This window comes from Sporosarcina sp. FSL W7-1283 (genome assembly GCF_038003105.1).
GTDB classification, from domain to species: Bacteria; Bacillota; Bacilli; order Bacillales_A; family Planococcaceae; genus Sporosarcina; species Sporosarcina newyorkensis.
Window position 1 is genome coordinate 2,961,917 of record NZ_JBBOOL010000001.1, and the last position, 13,084, is coordinate 2,975,000.

At 45.0% G+C, this 13,084-nt stretch carries 11 protein-coding genes, 16 tRNA genes and 2 rRNA genes (1 of these 29 only partly in view); 7 read left to right on the forward strand and 22 right to left on the reverse strand.

Annotation, left to right across the window (positions count from 1 at the left end; translation table 11 throughout):
* Window positions 1–23 precede the first annotated feature (23 nt).
* From MKY93_RS15520 to MKY93_RS15535, 4 genes are all read left to right on the forward strand, one after another.
* The gene (locus tag MKY93_RS15520; RefSeq protein ID WP_340760051.1) at window positions 24–1,343 is read left to right on the forward strand and encodes a hemolysin family protein; all 1,320 of its coding nucleotides are present in this window, start codon (window positions 24–26) and stop codon (window positions 1,341–1,343) included.
* A 79-nt stretch (window positions 1,344–1,422) separates the two neighbouring features.
* Complete coding sequence (locus tag MKY93_RS15525; protein WP_340760053.1) at window positions 1,423–1,842, forward strand: disulfide oxidoreductase; 420 nt, start codon at window positions 1,423–1,425, stop codon at window positions 1,840–1,842.
* Between the two features lie 5 nt (window positions 1,843–1,847).
* Window positions 1,848–2,321 (forward strand): thioredoxin family protein, encoded by a 474-nt coding sequence (locus tag MKY93_RS15530; protein ID WP_340760055.1) that lies wholly within the window; start codon window positions 1,848–1,850, stop codon window positions 2,319–2,321.
* 13 nt (window positions 2,322–2,334) lie between these two features.
* Window positions 2,335–3,177 carry an RluA family pseudouridine synthase gene (locus tag MKY93_RS15535; RefSeq protein WP_340760057.1) on the forward strand — a complete coding sequence of 281 codons (843 nt, stop codon included), beginning with the start codon at window positions 2,335–2,337 and terminating at the stop codon, window positions 3,175–3,177.
* A 44-nt stretch (window positions 3,178–3,221) separates the two neighbouring features.
* Here MKY93_RS15535 and MKY93_RS15540 read toward each other — a convergent pair whose 3' ends face one another.
* Both MKY93_RS15540 and MKY93_RS15545 read right to left on the reverse strand, forming a co-directional pair.
* Window positions 3,222–4,160 carry a methyl-accepting chemotaxis protein gene (locus MKY93_RS15540; RefSeq protein ID WP_078817872.1) on the reverse strand — a complete coding sequence of 313 codons (939 nt, stop codon included), beginning with the start codon at window positions 4,158–4,160 and terminating at the stop codon, window positions 3,222–3,224.
* 122 nt (window positions 4,161–4,282) lie between these two features.
* Window positions 4,283–5,107, reverse strand: a complete 825-nt coding sequence (locus MKY93_RS15545; RefSeq protein ID WP_340760060.1) for an aldo/keto reductase — start codon at window positions 5,105–5,107, stop codon at window positions 4,283–4,285.
* Between the two features lie 158 nt (window positions 5,108–5,265).
* Here MKY93_RS15545 and MKY93_RS15550 point away from each other — a divergent pair, with 158 nt between their 5' ends.
* Complete coding sequence (locus MKY93_RS15550; RefSeq protein ID WP_040759548.1) at window positions 5,266–6,564, forward strand: NCS2 family permease; 1,299 nt, start codon at window positions 5,266–5,268, stop codon at window positions 6,562–6,564.
* A 241-nt stretch (window positions 6,565–6,805) separates the two neighbouring features.
* Here MKY93_RS15550 and trmL read toward each other — a convergent pair whose 3' ends face one another.
* Entirely contained in the window at window positions 6,806–7,282 is a 477-nt protein-coding gene (gene trmL, locus MKY93_RS15555) for a tRNA (uridine(34)/cytosine(34)/5-carboxymethylaminomethyluridine(34)-2'-O)-methyltransferase TrmL (protein WP_340760062.1), read from the reverse strand.
* 3 nt (window positions 7,283–7,285) lie between these two features.
* Entirely contained in the window at window positions 7,286–8,440 is a 1,155-nt protein-coding gene (gene queG / locus MKY93_RS15560) for a tRNA epoxyqueuosine(34) reductase QueG (RefSeq protein WP_445683493.1), read from the reverse strand.
* Window positions 8,441–8,477: 37 nt separating this feature from the next.
* Between queG and MKY93_RS15565 the strand changes: the two genes are divergently transcribed.
* Window positions 8,478–9,197, forward strand: coding sequence for a B3/B4 domain-containing protein (locus MKY93_RS15565; RefSeq protein WP_340760064.1), 720 nt, complete (start codon window positions 8,478–8,480; stop codon window positions 9,195–9,197).
* Complete coding sequence (locus MKY93_RS15570) at window positions 9,197–9,709, forward strand: DIP1984 family protein (protein ID WP_340760065.1); 513 nt, start codon at window positions 9,197–9,199, stop codon at window positions 9,707–9,709. Before MKY93_RS15565 ends, MKY93_RS15570 begins: the two co-directional genes overlap by 1 nt.
* Window positions 9,710–10,147: 438 nt before the next feature.
* Here the strand turns inward: MKY93_RS15570 and MKY93_RS15575 are convergent.
* The 18 genes from MKY93_RS15575 to MKY93_RS15660 all read right to left on the reverse strand — a co-directional run.
* A tRNA-Leu gene (locus MKY93_RS15575) sits at window positions 10,148–10,228 on the reverse strand.
* A 25-nt stretch (window positions 10,229–10,253) separates the two neighbouring features.
* Window positions 10,254–10,327 (reverse strand) — tRNA-Cys (locus MKY93_RS15580).
* 7 nt (window positions 10,328–10,334) lie between these two features.
* A tRNA-Gly gene (locus MKY93_RS15585) sits at window positions 10,335–10,409 on the reverse strand.
* An 8-nt stretch (window positions 10,410–10,417) separates the two neighbouring features.
* Window positions 10,418–10,489, reverse strand: a tRNA-Gln gene (locus tag MKY93_RS15590).
* Between the two features lie 4 nt (window positions 10,490–10,493).
* Window positions 10,494–10,569: transfer RNA gene (locus MKY93_RS15595), tRNA-His, on the reverse strand.
* Window positions 10,570–10,612: 43 nt separating this feature from the next.
* A tRNA-His gene (locus MKY93_RS15600) sits at window positions 10,613–10,688 on the reverse strand.
* A 21-nt stretch (window positions 10,689–10,709) separates the two neighbouring features.
* Window positions 10,710–10,780 (reverse strand) — tRNA-Trp (locus MKY93_RS15605).
* A gap of 3 nt (window positions 10,781–10,783) precedes the next feature.
* Window positions 10,784–10,868, reverse strand: a tRNA-Tyr gene (locus MKY93_RS15610).
* A gap of 8 nt (window positions 10,869–10,876) precedes the next feature.
* A tRNA-Thr gene (locus tag MKY93_RS15615) sits at window positions 10,877–10,949 on the reverse strand.
* Window positions 10,950–10,963: 14 nt separating this feature from the next.
* A tRNA-Phe gene (locus MKY93_RS15620) sits at window positions 10,964–11,039 on the reverse strand.
* 52 nt (window positions 11,040–11,091) lie between these two features.
* Window positions 11,092–11,167, reverse strand: a tRNA-Asp gene (locus tag MKY93_RS15625).
* A gap of 1 nt (window position 11,168) precedes the next feature.
* Window positions 11,169–11,243: transfer RNA gene (locus tag MKY93_RS15630), tRNA-Met, on the reverse strand.
* An 18-nt stretch (window positions 11,244–11,261) separates the two neighbouring features.
* Window positions 11,262–11,337 (reverse strand) — tRNA-Val (locus MKY93_RS15635).
* A gap of 102 nt (window positions 11,338–11,439) precedes the next feature.
* Window positions 11,440–11,514: transfer RNA gene (locus MKY93_RS15640), tRNA-Glu, on the reverse strand.
* 23 nt (window positions 11,515–11,537) lie between these two features.
* A tRNA-Ser gene (locus MKY93_RS15645) sits at window positions 11,538–11,629 on the reverse strand.
* 5 nt (window positions 11,630–11,634) lie between these two features.
* Window positions 11,635–11,709, reverse strand: a tRNA-Asn gene (locus tag MKY93_RS15650).
* Window positions 11,710–11,755: 46 nt separating this feature from the next.
* Window positions 11,756–11,871, reverse strand: a 5S ribosomal RNA gene (rrf, locus tag MKY93_RS15655).
* Between the two features lie 128 nt (window positions 11,872–11,999).
* A 23S ribosomal RNA gene (locus tag MKY93_RS15660) occupies window positions 12,000–13,084 on the reverse strand (it continues 1,841 nt past the right edge of the window).

Below are 13,084 nucleotides of genomic sequence, written 5' to 3' on the forward strand. Positions count from 1 at the left end.
ATTATTTGGACATTGCCATACGATTGGCAGCATTTGCTGCCTTGATCGCACTCACCGCTTTCTTCGTCGCGTGTGAATTTGCAATCGTGAAGGTCCGGTCATCGCGTCTCGATCAGCTGATCGTGGAAGGAAACAAACGCGCGGTCCTTGCGAAAAAAATTGCCGATAACTTAGATGAATATCTATCCGCCTGTCAGCTAGGGATTACGATCACTGCGCTTGGCCTGGGTATGCTTGGGGAACCAACAGTTAAGTTAATGCTGGCTCCTGTCTTTGATTACCTTGCTCTAGACACAAAAGTTGAAACGATTCTTTCTTTCGCCACGGCCTTAGCCATCGTGACCTATCTCCATGTGGTCATTGGTGAGCTTGCTCCTAAGACGATCGCTTTGCATAAAGCTGAAGAGTTGTCTATGAGTCTATCCGGACCTTTGAATTTATTTTACAAATTGATGTACCCTATTATTAAAGGGATGAACGGATCGGCGCGGCTAGTCACAAGATTGCTTGGCTTCAAATCCATTTCCGAATTGGATGTGGCGCATACAGAAGAAGAACTGCGGATCATCCTATCGGATAGTTTACGAAGCGGGGAAATTAATCAAGCTGAATATAAATACGTCAATCGTATTTTCGAGTTTGATGATCGGATTGCCAAAGAAATCATGCTGCCTCGTACCGAAATGATGACAGTGGAAAAAGAGATGACGTTATCCGAAGTCTTCGAATTGATGGACGTGGAGCAGTACACACGCTATCCAATTACGGATGGGGACAAAGACCACGTCATCGGATTAATTAATATGAAGCATCTATTGACAGCGTACATTAAGGATCCGAGCAATGGGGACAAATCTGTCGTTAATTATATGCAGCCCATTATCCGGGTGATCGAAACGATGCCAATTGGTGACTTATTGTTAAAAATTCAACGTGAGCGAATTCATATGGCGGTTCTGTTGGATGAATATGGCGGGACGTCCGGCCTTGTAACCATCGAGGATATTTTAGAAGAAATTGTGGGGGAAATCCGTGATGAATTCGACTTGGACGAACTGCCCGAATTGCAGAAAATTGGTCCAGATCATTACATCTTGGATGCTAAAATGCTAATCGAAAATGTCAATGATGCACTCAATATCGAGATCTTGGAAGAAGATATCGATACGATCGGCGGTTGGTTCATGGACCAGCGCTTTGAAGCGGTACAAGGTGAAAAAATCATAGAACAGGGTTATGAATTCACCGTAAAGGAAGTGGATGGGCACCATATCATCTACTTAGAAGCAAAAAAGCAGCCAGCGGAAGTGAATAATGTAAACGATGAAAGTATGAGTCCATAATTTCGAAGCTTTCCCACTCTTTGGGAAGGCTTTTGTCATGAAGGATTGTATGTATTCATTAGAACTGGAGAGATTATATATGCAAAAAAAACAAGAAAACCTGCTCCTATTCATCTGGGCTGTAGCCCTTTCCGCTACACTAGGTTCCCTGTACTTTTCAGAGATAAAAGGGTATATCCCTTGTACACTTTGTTGGGTACAGCGTATTTTCATGTATCCTATCGTCCTGATCGGTTTGGTGGTATTGATTCAGAAAAATGGTAAGATTGCTTGGACGACTGCTTCTTTTTCATTCATCGGAGGCTGTATCTCTCTTTACCATTATGGTATTCAAAAACTTGCCTTTCTGCAGGAAAGTGCACCTTCGTGCGGCGCTGTTTCGTGTACGGGCCAATACGTTAATTACTTCGGCTTTGTAACCATTCCATTGATGGCGCTCGTAGCCTTCGCTATCATTTTCATCGCAAGTCTCGTATTGTTAAAACAAATAAAGGAGTGACACACATGAAAAAACTATTAGCTATTGGCGGCATTATTGTTGTAATCTTCGTTCTGATCGTTGTGCTCAATAACCAATCCAATAAAAAGAAATTAGCGGATAATCCGTATGGAACAAATGACTTGAAGCAATCGACCATCGATCTATTGTCAGATAAGAACTACCAAAACATCGCCCTACCAGATGACGTTGCCAAAAAGATCGAAAGCGGAGATCCAACAACGGTCTATTTTTTCAGTCCGGAATGCTCGTTTTGTCAGGAGATGACACCGCGTCTGATGCCGATCGCGGATGAATATGACGCGCATGTTTATCAGTACAATATGTTGGAATTTGAAGATCAGGCAAAAAGTCGTTATAGCGTTGAAAGTTGGCCGACACTCGTTCACTACAAAGACGGTAAAGAGCAAGGCAGAATGTCGGGAGCACAACCAGATGAAAACATTAAGGCATTTTTCGACGAATTCGAAAGCAAATAAGGAGATTAGATAGATGACAAGTTTTCATTACACGACGAACAAGCCCGGTGAAACTGTTGAACAGTTGCTTAGAGAACAATGGCAAGGCGGCAAAAAGACGGTTCACCAAATGCGTATGGATAAAAGTGTAACATATGCGGATGGTCAGCCTGTGGAGTGGAAAGAACCTTTGCCTGAAGGCACTCGACTGATTTTCGGCTTTTCCGATGCCCATTCATCGTATAAACCGGAGCCTTTTGATTCGCTGAATGTAATTTGGGAAGACGAGCATCTGCTTGCAGTCCATAAACCAGCCGGAGTCGCAGTTCATCCCGAACACGCACCTGGCACAGGCACGCTGATGAATGAAGTAATGGGTTATATCGATGCAAAAGGCGGCAGCTATGCAGAACATATCCATCGTCTCGATCAGCACACAGCAGGACTTTTGCTAATCGCCAAGCATCCAATTGCCAAAACAATGCTGGATCGAATGTTGGAACAGAATCGAATCGACCGCTTCTATACGGCAGAACTGGAAGGTCAGCTACGAAAGCCGCGTGGTACGATCAATATGCCGATTGGTAAAGATCGTTACCATGCTACGAGACGCAGAGTATCTCCTTCAGGACAATCTGCGGTAACTCATTTCAAAGTGCTGGAACGCAGACCTGACAGCACGCTTGTTGAAGCTCAGCTAGAAACCGGACGCACACACCAGATTCGTGTCCACTTTGCCCACTTAGGTCACCCGGTCATCGGTGATCAATTATACGGCAGTGAAACGATTGCGAGAGGTCCCTATAAATTGACCGCGTCAAAAATTGCTTTTGAACATCCGATTACGATGGAATCTATCGTATTGGAAACAGAATAAAACAAAAAACCGCGAGAAAGCATTCATGCTTTCTCGCGGTTTTCCTATTTCACTAATAATTGATGTATGCCGTTCTCCAGGCGCTTATCGACTTCTTTCGCGTCTTCAATATGTTCCACAATGAGTTCATGTGCAGAAGTAAATAGCAAATTGGCCTTTTGGAGCTCTGCTTGCATTTGGGCTGATAATTTATTTTGCTCGGCAATCATTTTTTCAATTGAGGAGATATCGATTTGACTTCCTTGAACCGTCTCCAAGATGTGATCGATTTTTGAGGCAGTCTGCAAACTCACCGCCACCCCTTGCTCAATTAATACTGAGCTTTTCTTGGTAGCTTCCAATGCTTGCTGAATTTCATCTTTCAAGGAGTTTGTTAATGACTGAATATCCTTTGTGCTGTTGGATGTACTTTCCGCAAGTTTTCTCACTTCCTGCGCAACAACAGAGAACCCTTTTCCATATTCCCCCGCACGCGCCGCTTCAATCGATGCATTAAGCGCCAATAAATTCGTTTGGGCTGCAATATTCTCAATGACGCCGACAATCGACTGAATTTCCACAGAACGATCACTCAATTGTGTCATACTTTCTTCCGACATCTCCATATGCTTTCCTAAATCATTCATTACTTGCGCCGTTAAACGAACGTCCTCGGCTCCGTTCTCTGCCTCTTTTACCATGTAAATCGATTTCTCTTCCAATGAGCGTCCATTGTCATATAATTGCTTGGAAGCATCTGTCGTTTGTTCACTAAGATCTTGAATTACATGAAAGCTGCTTTCTATTTCTGAAACCGCTTCGCCTAATACGTTATGCTGGGCATTTACTTTTTCATGTTGCTCTACTGCAGCAGTCAATTCCGTCTCTACTTGTTTATAGCGCTCGTGTTGTTCGGTTTGCAAATCATCTGTAACAGATACAGGATTCAAATTATCTTCCTGAATGACCACGCGTTGTTCTGGTTTTCGTCGAAATAGCGCCATCTTATTTCCCCCATTTTCTATATATAAACTGAAATAAATAACATACACTCAAAGCAAAACGTAGAACCCTTTGATTTCTGCACGAACTCATGTAAAACTTTAATTCAACATATACAGTTCAATTAATATGTGGCCGGATCCGTTCCCGTTCTTTCATCGCGGTTCATTGCATCGATTATCGCCATTTCTTCGCTAGTCAGTTCAAAATCGGCTACTTCACTATTTTCTTTAATACGTTCTACAGTCACCGATTTAGGGATTACGATCAAGCCATGCTGAATATGCCACCGGATGATCACTTGTGCGACAGTTTTGCCATGTTGCGCAGCAATCGCCGATAATGTTGGGTCCTGCAGCAATCTGCCTCTAGCAAGCGGACTCCAGGAAGTGACAGCGATTTGATGTTCATTGCAAAATTGACGAAGTGGTTCTTGTGTTAATATCGGATGCAATTCCACTTGGTTAATCATAGGCCGAATGTTTGCGACCGCAAAAATTTCTTTCAAATGATGTTCATGATGATTCGAAACCCCTGTTGCTCGGATTAATTTCTCATCATATAAACGCTCAATGGCACGGTAGGTATCTACATAGCTGTCGCTAACCGGCCAATGTGTCAAATATAAGTCCAAGTAATTCATATCCAGTGCAGTCAAAGAACGCTCAAATGCGCGCAATGTTTCATCATACCCTTGTTCATCGTTCCACACTTTCGATGTAACGAACAAGTCTTCACGCGGCACAGCGGAATTCCGAATCGCTTCGCCCACTTCCCTCTCGTTCTGATAAATAGAAGCCGTATCAATCGCACGATAACCTAATGAAACCGCTTCCTCAACTGCCTGCATTGTTTCCTCTGAATCTGTCATTTTATACGTACCTAAACCAAATTGCGGCATTTGTACGCCGTTACTCAATAAAACCATATGTTCAAAAATAGTCGACATGAAAATTCCTCCCTCGGTTACTCTTGGTTCAATTGTACAGTTTTTTTTACTGATTTACGAATAACTTTTTCAATATAGTGGGTTGATTTCTGTCGCTAAAACGAATAATATGGTCTATGGCCTTTACTTTTGTTCGTCATTTAAGGGGAGAATGTATAGTGTTTCAATTAAAAAAGAATAATACAACCGTTAAAACTGAATTATTGGCAGGAATGACTACATTTTTGACCATGGTTTATATTGTCATCGTCAACCCGATCATCCTTGCAGATGCGGGTGTTCCTTTCGATCAAGTATTTCTGGCAACCATCATCGCTACTGTGATCGGTACAGTATGGATGGCTTTGTTCGCCAATTATCCGATAGCGATTGCTCCGGGGATGGGATTGAACGCCTATTTTGCTTCTGTGGTCATCGGCTCTGATGGTCAACTCGATTATCTGACTGCTTTTTCCGCCGTCTTTATCGCGGGTCTTATCTTCTTTTTACTATCGATGACTTCGTTCCGGGAAAAGCTGATCGAATCTATTCCTGAGAATTTAAAACATGGAATTACGGCGGGCATCGGCCTGTTCATCGCATTTTTAGGACTGCGTTTATCCGGGTTGGTCGCGCCGCATGAATCCAATATTGTACAACTTGGAAACCTGACTTCTCCAGGTGTACTTCTGACACTCTTTGGATTGATCGTTACAATTATCTTAATGAACTTAAATGTCTACGGAGCGATTTTCATTGGAATGTTTACAACTGGCATCGTCGCCGTCTTTACGAAACAATTAAAGTTCGAAGGTTTCATGAAAATGCCACATCTGCCTGAAGGCATTCTCGTCTGGAACCCAATACAAGCGATGGGTGATGTCATCTCACACGGACTATACGGTGTCGTCTTCGCTTTCCTGCTCGTTACGTTGTTCGATACAACGGGAACGATGATTGGTGTTGCCAAGCAGGCAGGTTTGATGAAAGGTAAATCTTTACCGCGTGCGCGTCATGCGCTTCTTGCCGATTCACTGGCCGCCTCAGTCGGCGCAATGGTTGGAACGAGTCCAACGTCAGCTTACGTAGAATCGTCCTCCGGCGTCGCCGTAGGAGGCCGTACAGGGTTGACGACGTTGACCGTAGCCTTCCTATTTATATTGGCAGCGTTCTTCAGTCCTGTCGTCAGTGCTGTATCTGGCGTCGCGGCCATCACTGCCCCTGCCCTGATTATTGTAGGTAGCTTGATGATCAGCGCCGTCAAACACATCGACTGGGATTCATTTGATGAAGCATTTCCTGCGTTCCTTGTAATCTTGACGATGCCTCTGACATCCAGCATCGCTACAGGAATTGCGTTAGGTTTCATTACGTATCCATTATTGAAATTGACAAAAGGACAAGGTAGACAAGTTCCCTTGTTGCTTTATATTTTCGCTGTTTTGTTCGCCTATCAGCTAATATTTCTGCCGCATTAATAATTGTTGAGAACCTGTCACAAAGTATAACGAAGAACATTTCATTTTTTCTGCTTTTACGGTATACTGTTTGAAGGACTACTGATTTTACAGGAGGTACAAACCATGAGACTATTATTAATTGCAGCTGTCTGTTTCGCGTTTTTATCTGCCATCTTTACAGGTGGATACGAAGACAAGCCAGGTCAACCAAAACGATAAGTATATAAAAAGGGACGGGCAATATGCCCGTCCCCTTTTTTTACGTTAAATGAGTAAACTTCTGTTGTCTCAAGGCTTCATAGATTAAAATTGCTGCCGTATTAGACAGATTCAATGAACGGATATGTTCGTCGTTCATAGGGATGCGCAGACAATTTTCTTTATATTTCGCAGTAATCTCTTTCGGCAACCCCGTAGTTTCCTTTCCAAAGATAAAGAAAATATCTTTTTCCGAATCCGAGTAATCGAATGAATCATAACTCGTCTCTCCGAATTTCGTAATGAAATAAAACTCTCCTTCTGGATATGCATCCAAAAATTCTTGAATTCCATCATGATACGTAATGTCCACATGCTCCCAATAATCCAAGCCCGCTCGCTTCAGCATTTTATCTTCCGTCGAAAAACCTAAAGGGCGAATTAAATGGAGGGCTGTATCTGTCCCGGCGCAAGTACGTGCGATATTTCCCGTGTTTGCTGGAATTTGTGGTTCGAATAAAGCTACGTGAATTGTCATTTCTTACACTTCTTTCTTTTGGTTACTAGATAACTGTTTCATCGCTTTGTTAATTTCTGCCATAACCGCTTTGTCTTGTTCAATTTGTGATACTTTTTGCAATATTTCTTCAGCCGGGTCGGTACCAATTCGTCCGAGTGCCCAAGCAGCTGTCCCCCTGATCATTGGACGAGCATCTTCTCTCACCAATCTCCCTAGTTCGGGAATAGCCGACTCATCTTTAAAGTGGGCTAATGCGATAAGCGCATTGCGTTGAATTGGATTTTTGCCTCGCCATGACCCCGACATATGTCCATACTGCTCTTTAAACTGCCGATTAGACAATGACAAGAGCGACAATAACAGAGGTTTTACACGTTCAGGCTCGGGTGTAAAGGCTGGTTGATGCGTATGATTCATCCCTTTATTCTTCGGACAAACCGTTTGGCACGTATCACAGCCATATAAACGATTTCCTATCTTCTGTCTGAACTCTTCAGGCACTGGCTGCTTCGTCTGTGTCAAAAAAGCAATACAACGCTGAGCATTTAATTGACCCGGCTGAATAAGCGCGCCTGTAGGACATGCATCCAAACATAATGTGCAATCCAGACACTGATCTTCTATAGCCTCGTCAGGCGCAAACGGCAAGTTCGTAATCATCTCACCCAGATAGACATACGACCCAAACTCCGGCGTAATGATAGAACAATTTTTCGCCGACCAGCCAATGCCTGCTCGTTCCGCTACTGCGCGATCCACTAACTCTCCCGTATCGACCATCGAACGGAGTCTGGCATCCGGTACCTTCGTAAGGATGAATAGCTCCAACTGCGCAAGCTTATCCCGCAACACCGTATGGTAATCCTCGCCCCAAGAAGCCCTGCAAAACATCCCCCGTCGCTCGCCTTTCTTACCACGAGGACTGTCAGCCATTTTCGAAGGATAGGCGACAGCTATCGAGATAATACTCTCCGCACCCTCCAGCAATAAAAGCGGCTTCGTACGTTTCTCCACATCCGGCTCTTCAAAGCCCGACTGATAGTTTAGCTCTTGTTGCTGTTTCAGACGATCTTTTAATTTCACAAACGGGGCAGCTGTCGTAAAACCTATTTTGTCTATTCCAATGGACGCCGCAAACTCACGTATCTCTTGCTGCAACTGAGCGACATTCACCATTCCCCGCCTCCCTTATGATAAGATGGAGTAAAATTACATGTGGGTGATTCTGATGCAACTTACTATCCATCCTTCTATATTCACTAAAATTCCTGATTTTAAATTAGGCATAATTCATTATACCAAAACAATTGTCTCCGCATCACCTCAGATGCTAAAAGGTCGTTTGCAATTATTTCAAGAACAACTCTATTTTGAACTGCTCGATAAAGAGTTAATCGAATTTCCGGGCTTGGCAGAATGGCAATCTATTTGGAGAACACTTGGTTCTGATCCATTGACCAATCCTTCGGCAATGGAAGTGCTTATGAGAAAAATTAGGGCAAGAAAATATACTCCCTCATTTCATAGCGCGGAAGATTTGAATACATTCTTTTCATTGCAATATGAAATACCTACTGTCATTTACGACTCAGACAAGATAGCTGGAAACATTCAGTTGGCACTTGGAACTCCCGAGGATGGCTATGAAGGCTTGAACAACCATTTCAACACCTTTGACAAACTTCTTCTTTTAACCGACGACTACAGCCCTTTTGGCAGCCCTCACGTCGATTCTATTCGCACTGCCGTCACAGAAGAAACGATAAATATACTGCAGCTGCTTTTTATTCGTCCTTCATTAGATAGCACAGAAGCTATACAACTGACTGAAGCATGCGCAAAAATGTTTACCAGTATAAATGGAGGGAATCACTTTAGTACAGTGTTAAATGCGCAGAATTCCTCCTGCGACATAGATAACGGGGTGAAATAATGAGCATCACATTAGCAGAAGGTATAAAACTAAAGAGCATTCTATCCAAACAACTGCGTGAACTGGAAACAGAAGCGCGCCGGGTAGCTTTTATTACTGTGGAAAAAGGCACTACGCCACCACCTGTTCCTAGAACCTTAAATGACGTTGAAAACGAAATGGAGCAAGTAAGAAAAGATCAGCGTACGCTCGACTTCCTCATCTACAAGGCAAACAGTACACATTCCGTAGACTTCGAAGGACAGCAGATCACTTTGGTAGAAGCGATTGAATTAGCAATCCAACTACGAGCAAAAGCAACCTTTTATAAAGAATTATCATTGGCAAATAAAGAGGAGCTCCAATACGGGTATGCAGAAACTACTACCGTCTATCGTGTAGCTTTATTTGACCCAGAAATTTATCGGCAAAAAGCACAGCTGGCAGAAAAGACAGCACACCAGCTCTCTAACCGAATCAACACAAAAAATTATACGATCAACCTAGAATTTGATGGTTCTAATTATTTCTGATCTTCGGAAAGGTGAGACTCCTTTCCGGAGCATGGAGCGAGAAACAGAAACACAACTTTACTAGTCTAAACCGATGACCCATTTCCTTTCACACTTTGACCTATAACCCATAACCATCCATGGCAACGGCAATGAACCCTTACAAATGCATCTAAACAAATTCATGTTTCTCCTCTATGGAGGCTGTCTGAGAAGTCATTTTCATTTGACTTTTTGGGCGCCTCTTTTTCGTACGGAAAATTCCTATGTTTATTCTGGCCAGTCAAGTTGCTGTCTATGGCTGTATTGGTGCGTTCTAGAACGGAATTGTTTGTTGTTTATGTTTGATTCGGTTTGAAAACACTTTGATGCATCCCTTTGCTTGTCTTACATCTTTTAGTTAATTTTAATTTTTAAAAACAAAAAAAGAACACAGCAAAGGCTGTGTTCTTTTGGTGATACCCGAGGCCGGACTTGAACCGGCACGCCTCGCGGCATCGCATTTTGAGTGCGACGTGTCTGCCATTCCACCACTCGGGCATGATAAGTAATAATTTATAAAATTTGGAGGCGGCAACCGGAATCGAACCGGTGGTAAGGGTGTTGCAGACCCGTGCCTTACCGCTTGGCTATGCCGCCAACATAGTGGAGCGGAAGACGGGATTCGAACCCGCGACCCCGACCTTGGCAAGGTCGTATTCTACCACTGAACTACTTCCGCGAAACCAACTGGGGTAGCTGGATTCGAACCAACGAATGACGGAGTCAAAGTCCGTTGCCTTACCGCTTGGCTATACCCCACTAATGGGGCGGACGAGGGGAATCGAACCCCCGAATGTCGGAACCACAATCCGATGCGTTAACCACTTCGCCACGACCGCCATGATAGTATTTATTATAGTACAACAATGATGGAATTATGCATGGGGCGGACGAGGGGAATCGAACCCCCGAGTGTCGGAACCACAATCCGATGCGTTAACCACTTCGCCACGACCGCCATAAAATAATTTCAAAAATACAGGGGCAGTAGGAATCGAACCCACACCAAAGGTTTTGGAGACCTCTATTCTACCGTTGAACTATGCCCCTAAATGGTGGTGGGGGACGGATTCGAACCGCCGAACCCGGAGGGAGCGGATTTACAGTCCGCCGCGTTTAGCCACTTCGCTACCCCACCAGTAAGGATGCCGGCGAAAGGACTTGAACCCTCAACCTACTGATTACAAGTCAGTTGCTCTACCAATTGAGCTACACCGGCATATTAATAATAAATGGTGGCTCAGGACGGAATCGAACCGCCGACACAAGGATTTTCAGTCCTTTGCTCTACCGACTGAGCTACTGAGCCACATTTGCTATGTTTAAGATCACAACTTAAGACAAAGCTATGTAAAAGATAATGGCGGTCCCGACGGGAATCGAACCCGCGATCTCCTGCGTGACAGGCAGGCATGTTAACCGCTACACCACGGGACCTTGGTTGCGGGGGCAGGATTTGAACCTGCGACCTTTGGGTTATGAGCCCAACGAGCTACCACTGCTCCACCCCGCGATAATACTATAAATTAAATGGTGGAGGATGACGGGCTCGAACCGCCGACCCCCTGCTTGTAAGGCAGGTGCTCTCCCAGCTGAGCTAATCCTCCTGGGTAAATCAGTCACGTACTATTGTACGCTCCTTCTTTCTCTCAATTGCTTCCTTGTTCTGCTCGCTTCTCCCAATTTCATCGGAGATACAATGTTTGAAATGGTGACCCCTACGGGATTCGAACCCGTGTTACCGCCGTGAAAGGGCGGTGTCTTAACCGCTTGACCAAGGGGCCATATAAAGTATAAGTATGAAAACTGGCGGAGAGCAAGGGATTTGAACCCTTGAGGCAGCGCAAACCGCCTACACGATTTCCAATCGTGCTCCTTCGGCCACTCGGACAGCTCTCCAATTTTGGCTCCGCAGGTAAGATTCGAACTTACGACCGATCGGTTAACAGCCGATTGCTCTACCACTGAGCTACTGCGGAATAATTATAATTGGTATGTGGCACAAGGTTTACAGCATTTTTCACAGACCAGCGACGTCTTACTCTCACAGGGGGAAGCCCCCTACTACCATCAGCGCTGAAGAGCTTAACTTCCGTGTTCGGTATGGGAACGGGTGTGACCTCTTCGCCATCGTCACTGAACTGTTTTCAAAGCCATGATTATTATACCAAACTGAGCGGATTTGTCAAACGTTTTTTGAAAAACTTTTGAATTGTTCACTCAAAACTGAATAAAAGACATTGTGTACATCAAGTAGTGCTTCTTAAAATAGGTTAAGTCCTCGATCGATTAGTATCTGTCAGCTGCACACGTCGCCGTGCTTCCACCCCAGACCTATCCACCTCATCATCTTTGAGGGATCTTACTTACTTGCGTAATGGGAAATCTCATCTTGAAGGGGGCTTCATGCTTAGATGCTTTCAGCATTTATCCCGTCCATACATAGCTACCCAGCGATGCCTTTGGCAAGACAACTGGTACACCAGCGGTATGTCCATCCCGGTCCTCTCGTACTAAGGACAGCTCTTCTCAAATTTCCTGCGCCCGCGACGGATAGGGACCGAACTGTCTCACGACGTTCTGAACCCAGCTCGCGTGCCGCTTTAATGGGCGAACAGCCCAACCCTTGGGACCGACTACAGCCCCAGGATGCGACGAGCCGACATCGAGGTGCCAAACCTCCCCGTCGATGTGGACTCTTGGGGGAGATAAGCCTGTTATCCCCGGGGTAGCTTTTATCCGTTGAGCGATGGCCCTTCCATGCGGAACCACCGGATCACTAAGCCCGTCTTTCGACCCTGCTCGACTTGTAGGTCTCGCAGTCAAGCTCCCTTATGCCTTTGCACTCTACGAATGATGTCCAACCATTCTGAGGGAACCTTTGGGCGCCTCCGTTACTCTTTAGGAGGCGACCGCCCCAGTCAAACTGCCCACCTGACACTGTCTCCTGCCCGGATCACGGGCATGGGTTAGAAGTCCAATACAGCCAGGGTAGTATCCCACCAACGCCTCCTCCGAAGCTGGCGCTCCGGAATCCAAGGCTCCTACCTATCCTGTACAGGCTGCACCGGAATTCAATATCAGGCTACAGTAAAGCTCCACGGGGTCTTTCCGTCCTGTCGCGGGTAATGCGCATCTTCACGCATATTATAATTTCACCGAGTCTCTCGTTGAGACAGTGCCCAGATCGTTACGCCTTTCGTGCGGGTCGGAACTTACCCGACAAGGAATTTCGCTACCTTAGGACCGTTATAGTTACGGCCGCCGTTTACTGGGGCTTCAATTCAGAGCTTCGCTTGCGCTAACCCCTCCTCTTAACCTTCCAGCACCGGGCAGGCGTCAGCCCCTATACGT